Below are 16,804 nucleotides of genomic sequence, written 5' to 3' on the forward strand. Positions count from 1 at the left end.
GCACACCCCCACCCCCCCGAATCCCTTACAATCCCCCCATGAAACTCGACACCTCCCCCATCGCCGCCATCGCCACCGCCCCCGGCCGCGGCGGCATCGGCGTCGTGCGCGCCTCCGGCAAGTCGCTGGCCCCGCTGATCGACGCCCTGTTCCCCGGCACCAAACTGGCCCCGCGCCACGCCACCTACATCCCCTTCAAGGCCACGGACGGCAGCGTGATCGACCAGGGCATCGCCCTCTATTTCAAGGGCCCGCATTCCTACACCGGCGAAGACGTGCTCGAGCTGCAGGGCCACGGCGGCCCCATCGTCCTGCAGATGCTCCTGCAGCGCGTGCTGGAAGCCGGCGCCGAACATGGCCTGCGCCTGGCGGAACCGGGCGAATTCACCCGCCGCGCCTTCCTGAACGACAAGCTCGACTTGGCCCAGGCCGAAGCCGTGGCCGACCTGATCGACGCCTCCACCGAAGCCGCCGCCAAGTCGGCCTCGCAGTCGCTGTCGGGCGCCTTCTCGCAGGTGGTGCACAAGCTGGTCGACCAGACCATCAACCTGCGCATGCTGGTCGAAGCCACCCTCGACTTCCCGGAAGAGGAAATCGACTTCCTCGAGAAATCGAACGCGCGCGGCCAGCTGGCCGGCATCATCGAATCGCTGGAAAACGTGTTCCGCCAGGCGGCGCAGGGCGCGCTGCTGCGCGAAGGCCTGAACGTGGTGCTGGTGGGCCAGCCGAACGTCGGCAAGTCCTCGCTGCTGAACGCCCTGGCCGGCGCCGACGTGGCCATCGTCACCCCGATCGCCGGCACCACACGCGACAAGGTGAGCGAGACCATCCAGATCGAAGGCATCCCGCTCAACATCATCGACACCGCCGGCATCCGCGCAGTGGATGAAGGCGTGGACGTGGTGGAAGCCATCGGCATCGAACGCACCTGGGGCGAAGTCGGCAAGGCCGACGTGATCCTGCACCTGCTCGACGCCAGCCTGGGACCGAGCAAGGCCGACGAGGACATCGTGGCCGCCTTCCCGCAGGGCGTGCCGGTGGTGCGCATCTGGAACAAGATCGACTTGTCGGGCCACAAGCCTTCGAAAGAGGACGGCTCGGACGCCACCCACCTGTACCTGTCGGCGCACGAGAAGATCGGCATCGAGCTGCTGCGCGCCGAGCTGCTGCGCATCGCCGGCTGGCAGCAGACCGGCGAATCGCTCTACCTGGCGCGCGAACGCCACCTGATCGCCCTGCGCGCCGCCCGCGAGCACCTGGAATTCGCGCGCCAGCACGCGATGCAGGACGACCAGTCGCTCGACCTGTTCGCCGAGGAGCTGCGCCTGGCCCAGGATCAACTCTCCAGCATCACCGGGCAATTCACGCCGGACGATCTGCTGGGCGTGATTTTCAGCCGCTTCTGTATTGGTAAATAAGCGTGGTAAATAAGCGGCAATGAGCGGAGGCTCGTGCTAGGCTAGCCATCCAAGGAGAGTCGTCACGATGCAGCCGCTTATCACCCAACCCCGCCGAACCATTTTCCGCCTCGCCGGCGTGCTGGCCCTGTCCGGCATGCTGGCTTCCTGCGCCAACCTGGCCGGCCCGCGCGAGGTCGAGCTGCCCCTGCACAAGCTGCAGGCCGGCCTGGAGCGCCGTTTTCCGCTCGACAGCCGCATGCTCGACATGCTCAACGTGCGCTTCTCGCGGCCATTGTTGTCGGTCGAGCCGGAAACCGACCGCGTGGGGCTGGCCCTCGACGCCTCGGTCAGCCCGCCTTTCATGAGCCAGTCCTGGAACGGCAGCCTTGCCTTCTCGGGCCGCCTGTACGTCGATCCCGGCCGCCTGGCCGTGATGATGGCCGAGCCGCGCGTCGACCGCCTCGATTTCGGCGCAGGCAGCGGCCTGGCCGAGCGCCAGATGGCCAAGGTCGCCAACGGCATGATGGGCATCCTGGCGCGCGATATCCCGGTCTATTCCTTCAACACGGACGACCTGCGCTACGCCGGCATACAGTTCACCCCGACCCGCATCCGCACCACGCGGCGCGGCCTGCTCGTCACCCTGGAGCCGGTGCGTTAGGGGAATTGTTGCGGTGATGCTTCAAATCAAGCCTGTCGATAAGTACAGGATTGCGCGGGCAGGGCATTGGGCGCACACTGTGTCGGGCTGATTGAGCTTTCTCATGCACACGGTATTCCACTGAAGTAATCTTTTTTAAACTTCAGGCAGCCGTGTTAGGGGGTGGATCTTGGAAACGACACACGAGAGTTTTCCGGACAACGGGCTGCCCGCCGAGCCGCCCATTGCGGCCGTGGTGAGCCCTTTGCCTTCCCGCCAGAGCCTTCCGGCCAAGGGATCGTGCTGGTATTGCGAGAAGCCGCTCGACAGCGTACGCCGTTTCTGCGGCAAGACCTGCGCCGATTCCTTCGACGAGGAAGCGGAATACACACGCTGAGCGGACCGCCTCAGCTCCCCCTGTTTTTTTCCAGTACCGCGAGCGCGCGCTCGAAATCGAAGCTGCCGACGGCGGTGTCGAGCTGGCGCATGCGCTCGGGGCCGAGCGCGGCGAGGAAGGCGGCGTGGCGCGCTTCCAGCAGGGCGGGGGCGGTGCCGTCCCCGACGTCGAGCATGGCGCGCAGGCAGGCCAGTTCGCCCCTGCTGGCCGCCGCACCGCTGCCCGTGTCCTCGGGCGCCGACAGCAGCAAGTCCAGCTGGACCAGCACGCGCGCCAGTTCCGTTTCCAGCGTGTCGATCAGGCGGGGATCCGCATTGCCTTGTGCGCGGAGGGCGAGTTCGGTATCGAGTGCCAGCTGGCGCAATGCACGCGCCTCGATCATGGCCGCGGCGCCCTTGAGCGTGTGGACGACGCGCTGCGCCAGCACCGGTTCGCCATCCCCGATCGCCTGGCGCAGGCGGCCCACCGTGTCGCGATAGTCGGCGCGGAAGCGTCCGAGCACCCGCAGGTGCATGGCATGGTCGCCCATCATCCGGTCGAGGCCAGCCGCCAGGTCGATCGCCTGGTCGCCGGCCGGAGGAGGGGCGCTTGGCGGCATCAGCGCGTGGTGAAGGACCAGTCGCGCGTCACCGGCGTGCCGTTGACCGTGCCGGAGAAGCTCACGTCATAGGTGGTGGCGGCGCGCAGCGGCTGCAGGGGAACGATGGCCGCCGCGGTCTTGTTGCCGCTCGGGTCGACGCGCTGGGTGCTCAGGTTGGCGCCGCCGCGCGGACGCACGGTGAAGCTGGTCACCGCCACCGTCGCATCGAGGTTGGCGTGCACGCTGATCGGGTAGCCCACTTCGTTCTGGTTCGGGACCGGATCCGGTTCTTCGGTGTTGCTGAAGAAGTTAGGCGTCACCTGGGTCTGGCCGTTGAAGGGCCAGGTCGCCAGGGTGTTGCGCGCGATGCCAGCGCCCCAGCCGTTGCGCGCGGCGAGGTTCGCGGTGAAGTAGTGGTAGCCGCTCGCGGAAGTGGCCGCGCCCGTGCCGATTTCCTTGAACATCGGCTCGAACATCACGAAGCGGTGGTAGATCGCGGTGACCAGTTCTTCGGCCATGTAGAAGCCCGAGTTGTTGGTGGTGCCCGAGATGATCTCGCCGTAGGCATAGCCGTTGGACAGGGTATAGCCGGCCGCGTTCAGGCGGTCGCCCAGGTTGGCGCCGGTGAAGCCCTGGCGGCCCGGCACTTGCTCATGGCTCATGATGTTGTTGATGCGCTGGTATTCCGAGTGGCCGAGCGCCGCATTGTTGATCACGGCGTTCTCGGTCACGACGGGCACGCCGGCCTGGGCGCGGCGGTAGTTGATCCATGCGCGGCCGTCCACGGCGATATTGCCGGTCTGGGTAGGCGCATTGACGCCCGTTGGCGTGGTCGGGTTATCCGCTGGCGGCGTGGAGCCAACCGGCGCGGAAGGGGCGGATGCAACGCTGTCGCTGCCTCCACCGCCGCACGCGGCCAGGGCCATCGCGGTTCCGAGTGCCACAACAAACGACTGCCAACGAGGCATATAGCTCATGTTACAACTCCTGTCAATACGTAAGAACGAAGGCGACATTCTAGGGCAAAATCAGTTTTCGTGATGGGGTTGGGGTGAAGCGGCCACACTCTTATTTTGCGCCCTGTAGAATAAGGCATCGATTCTCTTGCCGAGTTACTAATTTGAACCCGACCCGCCAGCAGCGCCTCGCGCGCGCCAAGTTCGCCCTGCCCAGCTTCGTCACCCTGTTGTCGATCGCCTGCGGCTTCGGCAGCATCGTGATCTCGGTCGACAACGCCCATGTGGGCAACCCGGACGATTACCGCCTGGCCGCGATCCTGCTGGTGCTGGCCGGCGTGTTCGACGCCCTCGACGGCTTCGTGGCGCGCGCCACCAATACCCAGTCCAGCTTCGGCGTGCAGCTCGACTCGATCGCCGACGTGATGAACTTCGGCTGCGCTCCGGGACTGCTGCTGTATTGCTACGGCTTTGCCCAGATGAGCGTGGACCATCCGACCCTGGTGCGCATGGGCGGCCTGGCCTGCTTCGTGTTCGTGGCCTGCGGCGCGCTGCGCCTGGCGCGTTTCAATATCAGCCATGGCCGCACCGACCCGCGTTATTTCGTCGGCATGCCGATCACCGCGGGCGCGGCCTGCGTGGCCTCGGTGGTGGTGGCCTGGCCGGCGCCGGCCACCTCGATGTCCCAGGCCTTCATGATCGCGGGCCTGATGGTGGCGGTGGGCGCGCTGATGGTGTCGACTATCCGCTTCCCCAGCTCCAAGCACCCGCGCGGCAAAGTGATGATCGGCCTGCTGGCCGTGTGCGCGCTGCTGCTCGCGCTGCTGCAGACGCGCTTCTTCGTGCTGTTCTTCCTGCTCTACGTGTGCGCGACGCTGCTGCTGAACATCGCCTGGAAGACCGGCTGGACCGGCGTCGCGCCGCCGCGCGTGTACGAAGACTAAGCTCAGGCCAGCCTCACGCAAACTTGTCCAGCATGGCCGCGAGGTGAGCGGCCCGCTGGCGCGCTTCCTCGAGGTCGGCGGCTTCGCCGGTCTGGGTGAGGATCGAGGCGGTCAGCAGCTGCACGAAGGAGCGGTCCAGGGCCTTGCGCGCCGCCGCCATCTGCTGGGCGACCGCGTCGCAGTCCTCGGGGGCGTCGGCCAGCGCGATCAGCTTCTGCACGCCGCGCAGCTGGCCCTCGATGCGGGCCAGGCGGTTCAGCAAATCCTTCTTCTGCTGGGCGCTCAGGGCCCGGCCTTCCACGATCTTCAGCTGGCCGTCGGCCATCTCAGGCCACCTCGTGTCCGCGCGCCGCGCGCAGGATGCGGAACCAGTCTTCGCGCGCCAGGGTGAAGCCGGCGCCGGCCACCGCCACCTTGATCGCTTCCAGGCGCCCGGTGCCGGTCAGCGGGAGCGGGCGGCTCGGGAGCTGCATGATCCATGCGAACACCACGCTGGCGAAGGGGCGCTGCAGGCGGTCGGCGATTTCCTTGATCACCAGGCGCAGGTTCTCGGCGCCGGCGTCGCCCGCATTGAACAGGCGCCCGCCGCCCAGCGGCGACCAGGCCATCGGCGCGATGCCCAGGTCCTGCAGGCCGTCGAAGGTCTCGTCGAACATCGGCGCCGTGGTCAGCGGCGAGAATTCGACCTGGTTGGTGGCCAGCGCGAAGCGGCGGTTCAGGCACTCGAACTGGTGGCGCGTGAAGTTCGACACGCCGAAGTGCAGCACCTTGCCGCTTTGCCTGAGGCGGGTGAAGGCTTCGGCGATCTCGTCGAAATCCATCAGCGGGTCCGGGCGGTGGATCAGCAGCAGGTCGAGGCGGTCGGTGTGCAGCTGGCGCAGGGATTCCTCGGCGGACGCGATGATGTGCGGCGCCGTGGTGTCGTAGTGCTGGATCGTGTGTTCGGGACGCGCGGGCGAGATCAGCTTGATGCCGCATTTGCTCACCAGCTCGATGCGGTCGCGCAGCGAGGGCTGGGCGCGCAGGGCTTCGCCGAACAGGCCTTCGACGCCGTAGTTGCCGTAGATGTCGGCGTGGTCGAAGGTGGTGACGCCCATGGCGACGCACTGCTCGATGAAGCTGACTCTCTGTTCCACCGACATGCCCCATTCGGTCATGCGCCACATGCCGGCCACGATGCGCGACAGTTCCGGGCCGCCTTCGCGGGTGGCGATGCGGGGGCAGTGCAGGTCGGCGGGGAGCGGGTGGGTCATGGGGGGCTTTCTTGTTGGCGTGGTGGCATCATTATAGCGGTGGGAGCAAGGGGTGTTGGTACGCGACGAACTTGGGCGGAACAATGCCAGTGGCATTGTTCCGGCCTTCGCCGGAAGTCGTAGCTGCCAGTGGCAGGTACGACGGTCTTTGGGCTAGAGGTAAACTTAAACAACGTCGTCCCGGCGAAGGCCGGGACCCAAGTCCGCACCGCAGCCACCAAAACAAAAGCCCGCCCGGGCTTTCGCACGGACGGGCTTTGCGTCAAGAATGACAGCAGATTACTGCATCCAGAGCCGCATCGAATCCCAAGCACGGCCAAAGATGCTCGCTTCGCCCACTTCTTCCAGCGCCACCACCGGCAGCACCAGCAGCGGCTTCCCGTCCGCCATCATCTTGAGCGTGCCCACCTGGCCATTCAGGGCCAGCGGCGCGACCAGCGGATCCTTACGCTCGAGCACCGGCTTGAGCTTGCCCGCCACGCCCTTCGGCACGGTCACCAGCACGTCGCGGGTGAAGCCGATCTTCACGTTCGATTGCGAACCCTTCCACACTTCCGGCGTCGCGATGGCCTGGCCCTTCGAATACAGCTTGACGGTGTCGAAGTTCTGGAAGCCCCAGTTCAGCAGCTTCTGGCTTTCCGCGGTACGTACGGAGTCCGAGCTGGTGCCCAGCACGACCGAGATCAGGCGGCGCTGGCCGGTGGTGCCGTTCGGGCGGCGCGCCGAGGCGATCATGCTGTAGCCCGAGGAATCGGTGTGGCCGGTCTTCATGCCGTCCACGGTCGGGTCCAGCCACAGCAGGCGGTTGCGGTTCTGCTGGGTGATCTTGTTATAGGTGAACTGCTTGACCGAGTCGATCTTGTAGAACTCGGGGAAGTCGCGGATCACGGTGGTCGCCAGGGTCGCCAGGTCGTGCGCGGTCGAGTAGTTGTTCGCGTCCGGCAGGCCGTGCGGGTTGGCGAAACGGGTGCCCTTCATGCCCATGCGCTGCGCTTCGCGGTTCATCAGGGTCACGAAGGTGCCTTCGTCGCCGGCCACGGCTTCCGCCAGCGCCACCGCCGCGTCATTGCCCGACTGGACCATCAGGCCGTGCAGCAGGTCGTTCACCGACACCGGGGTGGCCGGATCGATGAACATCTTCGAGCTCGAGCCGTCGACTTTCCAGGCGCGGGTCGAGACGGTCACCATCTGGTTCAGCGCCAGGCGCTTGTCGCGGATCGCGGCGAAGGTCACGTAGGCCGTCATGACCTTGGTGAGCGAAGCCGGCTCGATGCGCGCATGCGGATCCTGCGAGGCGATGACCTGGCCGCTCGTTGCGTCGAGCAGCAGCCACGATTTGGCGGCGATCGCCGGGGCCGGCACGGTTTGCGCGCTGGCCGAGACCATCACCAGGCTGGCGGCAAAGGCCGCGAACAGTTTTTTCATGGGAGTGTGTCAGTCAATCAGTAGTGGTGGAGCGCAAGACAATGCCCTAAAGCATTGCCTCAAGAGAAGTCCAACATTATAGGACAGTGTTACGCCGAAATGTTCACCGATGCCACATTTGTGCAACGAGATTTTTGATGTGTCCGAGCTTGCGGTGGAAGAAGTGGTCGGCGCCCGGGATCACAATGACCGGAATGTCAAGAGGACGCGCCCAGTCGTAGACTTCCTGCAAGGTGATCGTATCGTCAAGTTCGCCGTGGATCAGGATGCTGTCTTGCGGGACCGGCGGCATCGGCCATTTGCCGGCGGCGGTGCCGACCAGCACCAGGCGCTCGGCCGGGCGGCCTTCGGCGATGAGGCGCTGCTGGAACTGGGCCTGCACGAAGGTGCCGAAGGAGAAGCCGGTCAGGGTCACCGGCAGGTCCGGATAGCGCGCGCGCATGTGTTCGTACATGATCGCCATGTCGTCCACTTCGCCGCGGCCGTCGTCATGCACGCCTTCGGATTCGCCCACGCCGCGGAAGTTGAAGCGCGCCGCGGCGTAGCCCATGTTGACGAAGGTGCGCGCCAGGGTCTGGGCCACCTTGTTTTCCATGGTGCCGCCGTACAGCGGGTGAGGGTGGGCGACCAGCGCGATGCCGCGCGGTTCGCTATCGGGCAGGTCCAGCAGGCATTGCATCTTGCCGGCGTGGCCATCCAGGGTGAACTTGTGCGAATGGATATTCATGGTCCTTCTTGCTAATTAAATCTTCAAACGATCGACGGGCTTGCCGCCGATGAGGTGCTGGTCGATGATGTCGTCGATATCGGCCGTGTCCACATAGGTGTACCAGGTGCCTTCCGGGTAGACCACGACTACCGGGCCTTCCTCGCAGCGGTCGAGGCAGCCGGACTGGTTGATGCGCACCTTGCCCTGGCCGCTCAGGTTCAGTTCCTTGATGCGCTTCTTCGCGTGCTTCTGCGCCTTCTCGGCGCCGCACTTGCCGCAGCTCTGGCGCGCGTCCTTGCCTTCCCGCTCGTTCATGCAGAAAAACACGTGGTATTGATAAAACGGTGCGTCCTTGGTGTCGTTCATGTCGTTCTCGTCGAAAGGTGGCGGCGCCAAAGCGCAATGATACGCGTTCTTTACTGCCGATTGAGCTTGTGAGAGGGAAGCAGCAGGAACCAGAGCGCGAAAAACGGCCACATCAGGGACAGGAACTGGGCCGCGCCATTGAAATTCAGGAATTTACCCTGCACCCAGCCCTGCAGGGTCGAGGAGAAATACGGGTTCACCGGGATCGTATTGACGACGATGAGGCTGAGCACCAGGGTGACCACGGCCAGGCGCCGCTGGGCAACCTGGGGCGCGAACACCAGGCCGGACAGCATGATCAGGCCGATCAGGAAGCCCCCTTCGGCTCCCGGCGTCACCCAGACGAAGGCGTTATCGGGCCGGAACAGCAGCGAACTGGCGAGGGCCTTGACCACCAGCGCCGACGCCAGCAGGGCCAGCATCAGCAGGAAGCGCGGCGCGCCGCGGCGCACCAGGCACATCAGGGTTAGGGCCGCGCCGGTCATGCCGCAGGCGGTGATGATGGTTTCGGACAGCCAGTACTGCTCCACGCTCATCATGGCGCCCGGACGCAGCATGGCCACCAGGTCGATGTCCTCGTCCAGCCATTTCGACAGCCAGCCCGAGATGATGGGCAATACCTGGCCATGGCCGAACAGGTAGCTCTGCGGGTAGATCTGGGCCAGCGGCCACAAGGCCACCAGCACCAGGCCCTGGCTGGCGTGCGAAGCGAACCAGCGCCGCCGCAAATGAAACAGGCGGCTGCGGTCCAGCAGCAGCGGCGCCCACAGCGCGCCCAGGATGGCGCCCACCAGGCAGCCGCCGGAATTGGTGATGAAGTCGAGATTGGACGGCACCCGGCTGGGCAGGTAGTTCTGCACCGCTTCCATGGTCCCGGAAACCAGGATGCCGCCGACGGCCGCCGCCAGCACCGCCCAGACGCCGCGGATGCGCGGGTAGAGCGACAGCACCAGCAGCACCCCGAAGGGAATGTAGCCGACGATATTGACGGTGACGTCGAAGCCGGTCCAGTAGCGCTGCTTGGCCAGGTTGAGGAAGGCGAGCGGCGGTACCCCGCTGTCGCGCCAGCCGGAGAACGGGTACCAGCTGGCGTAGATGATCAGCAGCAGGTAGGCCAGCAGCGTGGCGCGCGAGATCGGCGAGCCGCGCGGGCGGCCGGTCACTTCCGGCTCGGTCATTTGCTCACGGTCGGGGGCGAGGTCACGGGCAAGGTCGCCAGCCAGGCCAGGATATCGGCGCTGGTGGCGTCCAGGCTCTGGGCCAGCGCGCGCGCGCCGCCCGCCGCGTCGGCGCTGGCGGCCGGCGTCGTGCGCGAGAAGCTGCGCTGGTCGACCAGGCGGTGTTCGTTGAAGACGGAGGCGCGCAGCGCCAGCTGGCCTTCGCTCTGCGCCGCGCCGGAGAAGCTGTGCATCAGCTCATCGACTTCGATGCGCAGGATCGGTACGCCGGTGGAGGCGTCGGTGGCCGACAGCACCTTCATGCCCGACTGGGCCAGGCGGGTCTTGACGCGCTGGGTCACCAGGGCCAGCGGGTTGCCGCTCCATCGGCTGTTGGCATAGGTGCGCGCCTGGAGGGCGTCGGCGTAGTTGAGGCGGTAGTACATGCGCTCGTTGTCGAGGATGGCGGCGCCGGTGGCGTCCATCACGACGATGGCGGGCATGCTGGCCGGTGCTGCGGCAGCGCCCTGCGCGGCCGGCAGGGCCGGGCCGAAGTCGAATACGGTCGAGGGCGTGCTGCTCTTGCTGCTGGCGCAGCCGCCGAGGATCAGGGCAAAGGCAAGAGTGCTGAGAAGGCGTGGTGCGATCATGGTCACGGTGATCCTCATTTGGTCGGGGGCACGAAGCCCGGCTCGCCCGGGCCGGGCTGCTCGCCCGGCGCGCCGAACAGGATGCTCTGCGGGCGCTCGGACAACGAATTGGCGGTGCGGCGCACGGCGCGCAGCGACAGGCGCGCCTCGTCGGTCATCTGCACCACGTGCGGCAGGGTTTCGAGTTCCAGCTCGCTGGTGGCGGCCTGCAGCGAACCGATGGCGCCGTTCAGGCGCTCGACCGGGCCGTCCGGCGACTGCAGGCGGATGGCCAGCTGGTCGTAGTTCTTGATCATGCTGTTGGCGCTGCCGGCCACGGTGTCGAAGGAGTCCAGGCTGCGTTCCAGCTTGGCCGACAATTGCGGCAGACGCTCGATGGTCGGCTCCAGCTTCTGCGGAATGGCGGCATAGGCGTCGGCGGCCTTGCCGATGCTGTCGAACGCCCCGATGATGGTCTGCTGGTTTTCCGGGCCGACGATCTTGGCCAGGCTGTCGGTGATCTGCTCGGTCTTTTCCAGGATCGCCAGGCCGCGCTTTTCCAGCATGTCGAGCAGGCCAGGGCGCAGCGGGATGCGCGCGGTACGGTCCTGGCTGGTCTGCAGGCGCGGCGAACCGGTGCGGTCGTCGTCGAGCTGGATGAAGGCGATCCCAGTCACGCCCTGGTAGCCGAGGGTGGCGAAGGTGGTGGTGGTGACCGGCGAGTTCTCGTCCACCGACAGCTTGATGAGGATCTGGCCGGTGACGCGCGGGTCGAACACGATCTCGTCGACGCGGCCCACTTCCAGGCCGCGGTAGCGTACCGTCGCCTGCGGGTTCAGGCCGGGGATCGACTGGGTGGTGACGATTTCGTAGGGGTCGTAGTCGGTGTTGTCGCGGTTGAGCCAAAGGCCGACCAGCACCGCCGCTATCAGGAGCGCAATCGTGAACACGCCGGTCATCAGGGCATATGACCTGTTTTCCATATCAAGTCTCCGAATCGTTCTGGGCCTGGCGCTCTTCGAGCACTTCCAGCGCCCGCTGGCCGCGCGGGCCCAGGAAAAAGTGTTTGATGAACGGATGGTCGACGCGCAGCACGTCGCACGACGGACCGACCGCCAGCACGTGTTTTTCGGCCAGCACCGCGATGCGCGAGGACAGGGCGAACAGCGTGTCGAGGTCGTGGGTGACCATCACCACCGTGAGCTTGAGCTCGCGGTGCAGGGTCTGGATCAGCGCCACGAAGGCGTCCGACAGGTCGGGGTCGAGGCCCGCCGTCGGCTCATCCAGGAACAATAACTGAGGTTCGAGCGCAAGGGAGCGCGCCAGCGCCGCGCGCTTGACCATCCCGCCCGACAGGTCGGACGGCATCTTGTTGGCGTGCTCGGGGCCGAGCCCCACCATGTCCATCTTGAGCAGCACCGCGTCGCGGATCACGTCCTCGGGCAGGGCGCGCAGCTCGCGCATGGGCAGGGCGATGTTGTCGAACACGGTCAAGGCCGAATACAGCGCGCCTTGCTGGAACAGCATGCCCCAGTGGTTGCGCATGCGCTGCAGGTCTTCCGGCTCGGCCGCACTGATGTCCTCGCCGAACACGTGCACCGAGCCTTGCGAAGGGCGCTCCAGGCCCAGCATCTGGCGCAGCAGCACGGTCTTGCCGGTGCCGGAACCGCCGACGATGGTCAGGATCTCGCCGCCGTAGATGTCCAGGTTCAGGTCCTGGTGCACCACGGTGCGGCCGAAGCGCGTCCACAGGTTGCGGATCTGGACCACCGGCGCGCCGACTTCCTCCTCGGGGCGCATGTTGAGGCGCTGGGGGCCGCGTTTATGGTCCGCCATCAGAACCCCACTCCGCTGAAGATGATCGCGTACACCGCATCGGCCAGGATCACCACCGTGATCGCCGTGACCACCGAGGTGGTGGTGCCGCGGCCCAGGCTTTCGGTGTTGGCCTTGATGCGCAGGCCGAAGTGGCAGGCGATCAGCGCGATCAGCACGCCGAAGGTCACGCCCTTGAGCAGGCCGATGGTGTAGTTCACGTAGGGCACCGCGTCTGGCAGCTTCTGGATGAAGTAGCGGAAGGACAGGTTCAGTTCGATCTTGGCCGAGACCATGCCGCCGATCAGGGCCATGGCGTCGGTCCACACCACCAGCAGCGGCATCGAGATCGCCAGCGCGATCACCTTGGGCATGATCAGGCGGTAGCCGTGCGAGATGCCCATCACCAGCATGGCGTCGAGTTCTTCCGTCACCCGCATCACGCCCAGCTGCGCCGTGATCGAGGAGCCGGAGCGGCCGGCCACCAGGATCGCGGCCAGCATCGGCCCCAGTTCGCGGATCACGGCCATGCCGAGGATGTTGACCAGGTAGATGTCGCCGCCGAACATGCGCAGCTGCTGCGACGACAGGTAGGAGAGCACGATCCCGATCAGGAAGCCGACCATGGCGGTGATGCCGAGCGCCTGGAAGCCGGAGTGATAGATGTTGGCCGAGATCTCGCGCCACGGGCCGGTCTGCGGACGGCGCAGGAAGCGTCCCAGGTCCTGCACCACGACCCCGATCAGGCCGACGAAGGCGCGCAGGTGCTCGAAGAAATTCAGGATCCCGGCGCCGAGGGTGATGATCCAGTGCAGGGGACTGCGGCGCTGGCGCGGCAGCTTGATGCTGCCGGCCTTTTCGATGCGCGCGAACAGGTCTTCCTGGCGCGGATCGAGCTTCAGGCGCGGCGGGCGCTTCTTGTGCCAGGCATTCCAGAACATCTGGGCGCCGATGTGATCGAGGCTTTCGATGCCGGACAGGTCCCAGTCGCAGGCGCCCTTGTCCTTCAGGGTGGCCAGCTGGCGCGTGATGCCCTTGAGGGTGCCGCGCCGCGACAGCGCGTGCACCTGCCAGACCCCGTTCGCCACGACAGATTGACCCGCCCCAGAGGCGGAATGCTGGATAGTTAATGTTGGCGCATTTTCAATCTGCATTGTCGCAGTGTAAAAGAGAATCGTTTGCGCCGCCAGCGACGATCCTCTAGCGTATCAGGCGGCCAGGTGGCGCACCTGGCGCTGCGGGGCGGCGGCCGGAGCCACTGCCTGGACGGCCGGCTTGTCCACCTTGCCGGCGTAGTCGCTGGCCAGCAGGGCGGCGGCTTCCTCGCGTCCCATGCCGCGCGCCTGCAGCCATTCCTGCACCAGCTTGGCAAGGCGGTCGAGGGCGATGCGGTGGGTGGCGTCCGTTTTCGTATAGATCCAATCCGAGAAGGTCATGAAGTTCTCGAACGGGGCGTCGGCCAGCATCGCGCGGGTGGTGTTGGCGAAGCGGCCCGAGTTGGCCACCAGGTCCCAGTAGCGGGCGAAGCGCACCAGGCGCTGCATGGTGGCGAAATCCACCTTGTTCGTGGCCAGCACGGTGTAGGGTGGATAGGGATCGTAGACCATGCCGAAAGGCTCGGTGTGGCGGATGATCGGCGTGCCGCGCAGGCGCTTGAGGATGCCGAACTGGATCTCCTGCGCGCCCAGGCTCACCAGCTGGTCGAAGCCGCGCGCGAAGCTGGCCACGTCCTCGCCCGGCAGGCCGGCGATCAGGTCCACGTGCAGGTGGGCGGTGGAGTGTTCGCACAGCCAGCGGATATTGTCGGCTGCCTTCTCGTTGTTCTGACGCCGGCTCACCAGGGCTTGCACATCGGGGTTGAAGCTCTGGATGCCGATCTCGAACTGCAGCGCGCCCGGCGGGAACCTGGCGATGGTCTCCTTCAGCGCTTCCGGCAGGTGGTCGGGCACCAGCTCGAAGTGGGCGTAGACCGGGTCAATGGGGTTCGCCTCGATCTTATCGAGGAAGAACTGCATGATCTGCAGGCTGGTCTTGACGTTTAGGTTGAAGGTGCGGTCGACGAACTTGAACAGGCGCGCGCCGCGTGCGTACAGCGATTCCAGCTCCGCCAGGAAGGACTCGAGCGGGAAGGGCCAGGCGGTCTTGTCCAGCGAGGACAGGCAGAATTCGCACTTGAACGGGCAGCCGCGCGAGGCTTCCACGTAGAGCGTGCGGTGGGCGATGTCGTCCTCACTATATAGAGAGTAGGGCAGGACGATGTCGCCCATCGGCGGCTGGACGCCGGCATGCACCTTCATCAGGGGCTTGGGACCGTTCAGGATCTCGCCGCACAGCTTGGGGAAAGTCACGTCACCCCAGCCGGTGACCACGTAGTCGGCCAGCCTGGCGATTTCCTGTTCCCCGGTCTCGTAGGAGACTTCCGGGCCTCCCAGCACGATCGCGATGTGCGGCGCGACCCGCTTGAGCATGGCCACCAGCCTGGTGGTTTCCTCGACGTTCCAGATATAGACGCCGAAGCCGACGATGCGCGGCTGGTGGGCCAGGATGCGTTCGACCAGGTCGGTGGTCTTGGCGCCGATGACGAATTCCTGGATGCGGGTCTGCGCATGCAGCTCGCCCATGTTGGCAAGCAGGTAACGCAGGCCGAGCGAGGCGTGCGTATAGCGAGCGTTGAGGGTGCTGAGCAGGATGGTCATGGCGGCGGGGCGGTTCGGCAAAGGCGTCATTTTACTGTGCTCGCGCACGGGGGTACGGAGATATGCATAATGAATTGCCAGTAGTAAATTTACGTGTCTACAATCAACCACTCTTTTTATTGGTGGCCGCTCATGCTTCTTACAAATATTGAAACCATTCCCGGCAAGTCGATCGCGGTCTGCCATGGCGTCGTCTCCGGCAGCTCGGTGCGCTCCAAGCATGTGGGACGCGACATCATGGCCGGCCTGAAGAACATCGTGGGCGGCGAGCTGCGCGGTTATACCGAGCTGCTCGAGGAGTCGCGCGAGCAGGCGACCGAACGCATGAAGGCGCAGGCGTCCCAGCTGGGCGCCAATGCGATCGTGAATGTGCGCTTTTCGACCTCGTCGGTGGCGGCGGGCGCGGCGGAAATCTATGTCTATGGCACCGCGGTGACCGTCGAGTAATGGAATACCTGATCCTGCTGGCGTTCTGGTCGGTGCCTATCGCACTCGGCTATATCTTCGGCCGTTCCGCCGAGGCCCGGCACTACCGCGCCATCCACGAACGCGAAAAGGCGATCGTGCACCTGCCGGCCACCTCGCTGAAAAAGCCGCTGGGGAGCGGCGCCGTGGCGCGCAGCGAACTGGTGACCGGGAGCGTCGTGGTGTCGGTGGACTATTTCAAGAAGGCGGCGTCGGCGCTGCGTTCCCTGGTCGGCGGACCGGTCAAGTCCTATGAGACCCTGCTCGACCGCGCCAAGCGCGAAGCCGTCCTGCGGCTGAAGGAAAGCTGCCCGGGAGCGGGCGAGATCGTCAACCTGCGCCTGGAAACCATGCCGCTGTCGAAGAACGTGCGCGGCGAAGTGACCGGCGTCGAGGTCCTGGCCTACGGGACGGCGATCTATTACGCATGAAATACCAGGCCTCGCTTCCCGAGCATAACGACAACATCTCGCACGAGCATCCCCTCAAGGATTTCCTGCTGATCCTGGGCGCGCTGTCGGCGCTGGTGGTGGCGGGGATCTGGCTGCTCGGCCTGATGATCGATGCCGTGGTCGACCGGATGAGCCCGGAGACCGAGAAGCGGCTGACCGGCCTGCTTGCGATTCCTGCGCCGGCGCCGGTGAAGGCGCTGCAATCGAAGGAAGCCTATATACAGTCGCTGGTCGACAGCTTGCGCAGTTGCGCCGGCGTCGACACGCCCGTGACGGTCCGGTTGACGGCGTCGAAGGATGCCAACGCGGTCGTGATGCCGGGTGGGACCGTGCTGGTGTTCTCCGGCTTGCTGGATCATGTCGAGTCCGAGAACGGGCTCGCCTTCGTGCTGGCCCATGAGCTGGCGCACCTGGCCAATCGCGATCACCTGCGCGGGATGGGGCGCAGCATCGTCATCATTACCGTCGCAACCTTGATTACCGGGGATGGCTCGTGGACTGCGGGATTGCTGGCGCCGGCGCAGCAGCTGGGCGAATCCGGCTACTCGCGCGGACGCGAGTCAGCGGCGGATGCGCTGGCGCTCAAGGTCCTGCAATGCCGCTACGGACATGCTGGCGGCGCGAGCGAATTGTTCGCTTCGCTGGGCAAGGAGGACGATACCCCCGCCATCGCTCACTACCTTGCTTCCCATCCTTCCATGGGCGCGCGGATCGCAGCGATCGAACAAGCGATCAAGCAGGCCGGACTGCGCAAAGCCGAAGTGCGTCCGCTACACCATCCTTGAGTCTGCTTGCTTCAACAAAAAAGTGTGTGCCGACGCAAAAAGAGGGTTGACGTAGATCAGCCTCTCCCGCATAATCTCATTCCTCTGCTGCTGACGAACACAACGCTTCGTCGAACAAGCAAGCAGTACAGAGCA

General features: G+C 65.7%; 20 protein-coding genes. 7 read left to right on the forward strand and 13 right to left on the reverse strand.

Translation table 11 applies throughout. From position 1 onward, the window contains the following. The first annotated feature begins 38 nt into the window (after window positions 1-38). The 3 genes from mnmE (at window position 39) to J8847_RS13420 (ending at window position 2,437) form a co-directional block, all read left to right on the forward strand. Entirely contained in the window at window positions 39-1,418 is a 1,380-nt protein-coding gene (gene mnmE, locus J8847_RS13410; RefSeq protein ID WP_211525211.1) for a tRNA uridine-5-carboxymethylaminomethyl(34) synthesis GTPase MnmE, read from the forward strand. 67 nt (window positions 1,419-1,485) lie between these two features. Continuing rightward, window positions 1,486-2,061, forward strand: coding sequence for a DUF1439 domain-containing protein (locus J8847_RS13415; RefSeq protein WP_211525212.1), 576 nt, complete (start codon window positions 1,486-1,488; stop codon window positions 2,059-2,061). A 169-nt stretch (window positions 2,062-2,230) separates the two neighbouring features. After that, window positions 2,231-2,437 (forward strand): hypothetical protein, encoded by a 207-nt coding sequence (locus J8847_RS13420; RefSeq protein WP_211525213.1) that lies wholly within the window; start codon window positions 2,231-2,233, stop codon window positions 2,435-2,437. A gap of 10 nt (window positions 2,438-2,447) precedes the next feature. Here the strand turns inward: J8847_RS13420 and J8847_RS13425 are convergent, their stop codons facing one another. Together J8847_RS13425 and J8847_RS13430 are read right to left on the reverse strand one after the other, a co-directional pair. After that, window positions 2,448-3,035, reverse strand: a complete 588-nt coding sequence (locus J8847_RS13425) for an Hpt domain-containing protein (RefSeq protein WP_229512796.1) — start codon at window positions 3,033-3,035, stop codon at window positions 2,448-2,450. Next, window positions 3,035-3,943, reverse strand: coding sequence for a CAP domain-containing protein (locus tag J8847_RS13430; protein ID WP_229512798.1), 909 nt, complete (start codon window positions 3,941-3,943; stop codon window positions 3,035-3,037). The genes J8847_RS13425 and J8847_RS13430 overlap by 1 nt, the downstream gene beginning before the upstream one ends. Window positions 3,944-4,137: 194 nt before the next feature. On the opposite strand from J8847_RS13430, the gene pssA reads away from it, so the two are divergent. Beyond that, entirely contained in the window at window positions 4,138-4,917 is a 780-nt protein-coding gene (pssA, locus tag J8847_RS13435; protein ID WP_211525215.1) for a CDP-diacylglycerol--serine O-phosphatidyltransferase, read from the forward strand. A 13-nt stretch (window positions 4,918-4,930) separates the two neighbouring features. Here pssA and J8847_RS13440 read toward each other — a convergent pair whose 3' ends face one another. From J8847_RS13440 to J8847_RS13490, 11 genes are all read right to left on the reverse strand, one after another. Next, the gene (locus J8847_RS13440) at window positions 4,931-5,242 is read right to left on the reverse strand and encodes a metal-sensitive transcriptional regulator (protein ID WP_211525216.1); all 312 of its coding nucleotides are present in this window, start codon (window positions 5,240-5,242) and stop codon (window positions 4,931-4,933) included. Window position 5,243: 1 nt separating this feature from the next. Further along, entirely contained in the window at window positions 5,244-6,170 is a 927-nt protein-coding gene (locus J8847_RS13445; protein ID WP_211525217.1) for an aldo/keto reductase family oxidoreductase, read from the reverse strand. Window positions 6,171-6,449: 279 nt separating this feature from the next. Further along, window positions 6,450-7,595, reverse strand: a complete 1,146-nt coding sequence (locus tag J8847_RS13450; RefSeq protein WP_211525218.1) for a D-alanyl-D-alanine carboxypeptidase family protein — start codon at window positions 7,593-7,595, stop codon at window positions 6,450-6,452. A 103-nt stretch (window positions 7,596-7,698) separates the two neighbouring features. Beyond that, complete coding sequence (locus J8847_RS13455; RefSeq protein ID WP_211525219.1) at window positions 7,699-8,322, reverse strand: alpha/beta hydrolase; 624 nt, start codon at window positions 8,320-8,322, stop codon at window positions 7,699-7,701. A gap of 15 nt (window positions 8,323-8,337) precedes the next feature. Continuing rightward, window positions 8,338-8,670: a ferredoxin gene (locus tag J8847_RS13460; RefSeq protein WP_211525220.1), complete on the reverse strand. Its 333-nt coding sequence runs from the start codon at window positions 8,668-8,670 to the stop codon at window positions 8,338-8,340. A gap of 50 nt (window positions 8,671-8,720) precedes the next feature. After that, window positions 8,721-9,848 carry a VanZ family protein gene (locus J8847_RS13465; RefSeq protein WP_211525221.1) on the reverse strand — a complete coding sequence of 376 codons (1,128 nt, stop codon included), beginning with the start codon at window positions 9,846-9,848 and terminating at the stop codon, window positions 8,721-8,723. Then, window positions 9,845-10,477: an ABC-type transport auxiliary lipoprotein family protein gene (locus tag J8847_RS13470; RefSeq protein ID WP_229429719.1), complete on the reverse strand. Its 633-nt coding sequence runs from the start codon at window positions 10,475-10,477 to the stop codon at window positions 9,845-9,847. The genes J8847_RS13465 and J8847_RS13470 overlap by 4 nt, the downstream gene beginning before the upstream one ends. A 14-nt stretch (window positions 10,478-10,491) precedes the next feature. Further along, complete coding sequence (locus J8847_RS13475) at window positions 10,492-11,439, reverse strand: MlaD family protein (RefSeq protein ID WP_211525223.1); 948 nt, start codon at window positions 11,437-11,439, stop codon at window positions 10,492-10,494. Window position 11,440: 1 nt separating this feature from the next. Then, on the reverse strand, window positions 11,441-12,292 hold the full coding sequence (locus J8847_RS13480) for an ATP-binding cassette domain-containing protein (RefSeq protein WP_211525224.1): 852 nt from the start codon (window positions 12,290-12,292) through the stop codon (window positions 11,441-11,443). Beyond that, on the reverse strand, window positions 12,292-13,425 hold the full coding sequence (locus J8847_RS13485) for an ABC transporter permease (protein ID WP_211525225.1): 1,134 nt from the start codon (window positions 13,423-13,425) through the stop codon (window positions 12,292-12,294). The genes J8847_RS13480 and J8847_RS13485 overlap by 1 nt, the downstream gene beginning before the upstream one ends. A gap of 54 nt (window positions 13,426-13,479) precedes the next feature. Then, on the reverse strand, window positions 13,480-14,967 hold the full coding sequence (locus J8847_RS13490) for a B12-binding domain-containing radical SAM protein (RefSeq protein WP_211525234.1): 1,488 nt from the start codon (window positions 14,965-14,967) through the stop codon (window positions 13,480-13,482). Between the two features lie 132 nt (window positions 14,968-15,099). Here J8847_RS13490 and J8847_RS13495 point away from each other — a divergent pair, with 132 nt between their 5' ends. The 3 genes from J8847_RS13495 to J8847_RS13505 are packed head-to-tail and all read left to right on the forward strand — an operon-like array spanning window position 15,100 to window position 16,669. After that, entirely contained in the window at window positions 15,100-15,414 is a 315-nt protein-coding gene (locus tag J8847_RS13495; protein ID WP_211525226.1) for a YbjQ family protein, read from the forward strand. Next, window positions 15,414-15,863, forward strand: a complete 450-nt coding sequence (locus J8847_RS13500; protein WP_211525227.1) for a YbjQ family protein — start codon at window positions 15,414-15,416, stop codon at window positions 15,861-15,863. Before J8847_RS13495 ends, J8847_RS13500 begins: the two co-directional genes overlap by 1 nt. Continuing rightward, the gene (locus tag J8847_RS13505) at window positions 15,860-16,669 is read left to right on the forward strand and encodes a M48 family metallopeptidase (RefSeq protein ID WP_211525228.1); all 810 of its coding nucleotides are present in this window, start codon (window positions 15,860-15,862) and stop codon (window positions 16,667-16,669) included. The genes J8847_RS13500 and J8847_RS13505 overlap by 4 nt, the downstream gene beginning before the upstream one ends. Window positions 16,670-16,804 lie beyond the last annotated feature (135 nt).

Source organism: Massilia sp. AB1 (genome assembly GCF_018119385.1).
Taxonomy (GTDB): Bacteria; Pseudomonadota; Gammaproteobacteria; order Burkholderiales; family Burkholderiaceae_D; genus Telluria.

Bases quoted from the DNA above. Each gene is read 5' to 3' on its own strand.
- mnmE (WP_211525211.1), top strand. From the start codon at position 39: ATGAAACTCGACACCTCCCCCATCGCCGCCATCGCCACCGCCCCCGGC.
- J8847_RS13415 (WP_211525212.1), top strand. From the start codon at position 1,486: ATGCAGCCGCTTATCACCCAACCCCGCCGAACCATTTTCCGCCTCGCC.
- J8847_RS13425 (WP_229512796.1), bottom strand. From the start codon at position 3,035: ATGCCGCCAAGCGCCCCTCCTCCGGCCGGCGACCAGGCGATCGACCTG.
- J8847_RS13430 (WP_229512798.1), bottom strand. From the start codon at position 3,943: ATGGCCCTGGCCGCGTGCGGCGGTGGAGGCAGCGACAGCGTTGCATCC.
- J8847_RS13440 (WP_211525216.1), bottom strand. From the start codon at position 5,242: ATGGCCGACGGCCAGCTGAAGATCGTGGAAGGCCGGGCCCTGAGCGCC.
- J8847_RS13445 (WP_211525217.1), bottom strand. From the start codon at position 6,170: ATGACCCACCCGCTCCCCGCCGACCTGCACTGCCCCCGCATCGCCACC.
- J8847_RS13450 (WP_211525218.1), bottom strand. From the start codon at position 7,595: ATGAAAAAACTGTTCGCGGCCTTTGCCGCCAGCCTGGTGATGGTCTCG.
- J8847_RS13455 (WP_211525219.1), bottom strand. From the start codon at position 8,322: ATGAATATCCATTCGCACAAGTTCACCCTGGATGGCCACGCCGGCAAG.
- J8847_RS13460 (WP_211525220.1), bottom strand. From the start codon at position 8,670: ATGAACGACACCAAGGACGCACCGTTTTATCAATACCACGTGTTTTTC.
- J8847_RS13465 (WP_211525221.1), bottom strand. From the start codon at position 9,848: ATGACCGAGCCGGAAGTGACCGGCCGCCCGCGCGGCTCGCCGATCTCG.
- J8847_RS13470 (WP_229429719.1), bottom strand. From the start codon at position 10,477: ATGATCGCACCACGCCTTCTCAGCACTCTTGCCTTTGCCCTGATCCTC.
- J8847_RS13475 (WP_211525223.1), bottom strand. From the start codon at position 11,439: ATGGAAAACAGGTCATATGCCCTGATGACCGGCGTGTTCACGATTGCG.
- J8847_RS13480 (WP_211525224.1), bottom strand. From the start codon at position 12,292: ATGGCGGACCATAAACGCGGCCCCCAGCGCCTCAACATGCGCCCCGAG.
- J8847_RS13485 (WP_211525225.1), bottom strand. From the start codon at position 13,425: ATGCAGATTGAAAATGCGCCAACATTAACTATCCAGCATTCCGCCTCT.
- J8847_RS13490 (WP_211525234.1), bottom strand. From the start codon at position 14,967: ATGACCATCCTGCTCAGCACCCTCAACGCTCGCTATACGCACGCCTCG.
- J8847_RS13495 (WP_211525226.1), top strand. From the start codon at position 15,100: ATGCTTCTTACAAATATTGAAACCATTCCCGGCAAGTCGATCGCGGTC.
- J8847_RS13500 (WP_211525227.1), top strand. From the start codon at position 15,414: ATGGAATACCTGATCCTGCTGGCGTTCTGGTCGGTGCCTATCGCACTC.
- J8847_RS13505 (WP_211525228.1), top strand. From the start codon at position 15,860: ATGAAATACCAGGCCTCGCTTCCCGAGCATAACGACAACATCTCGCAC.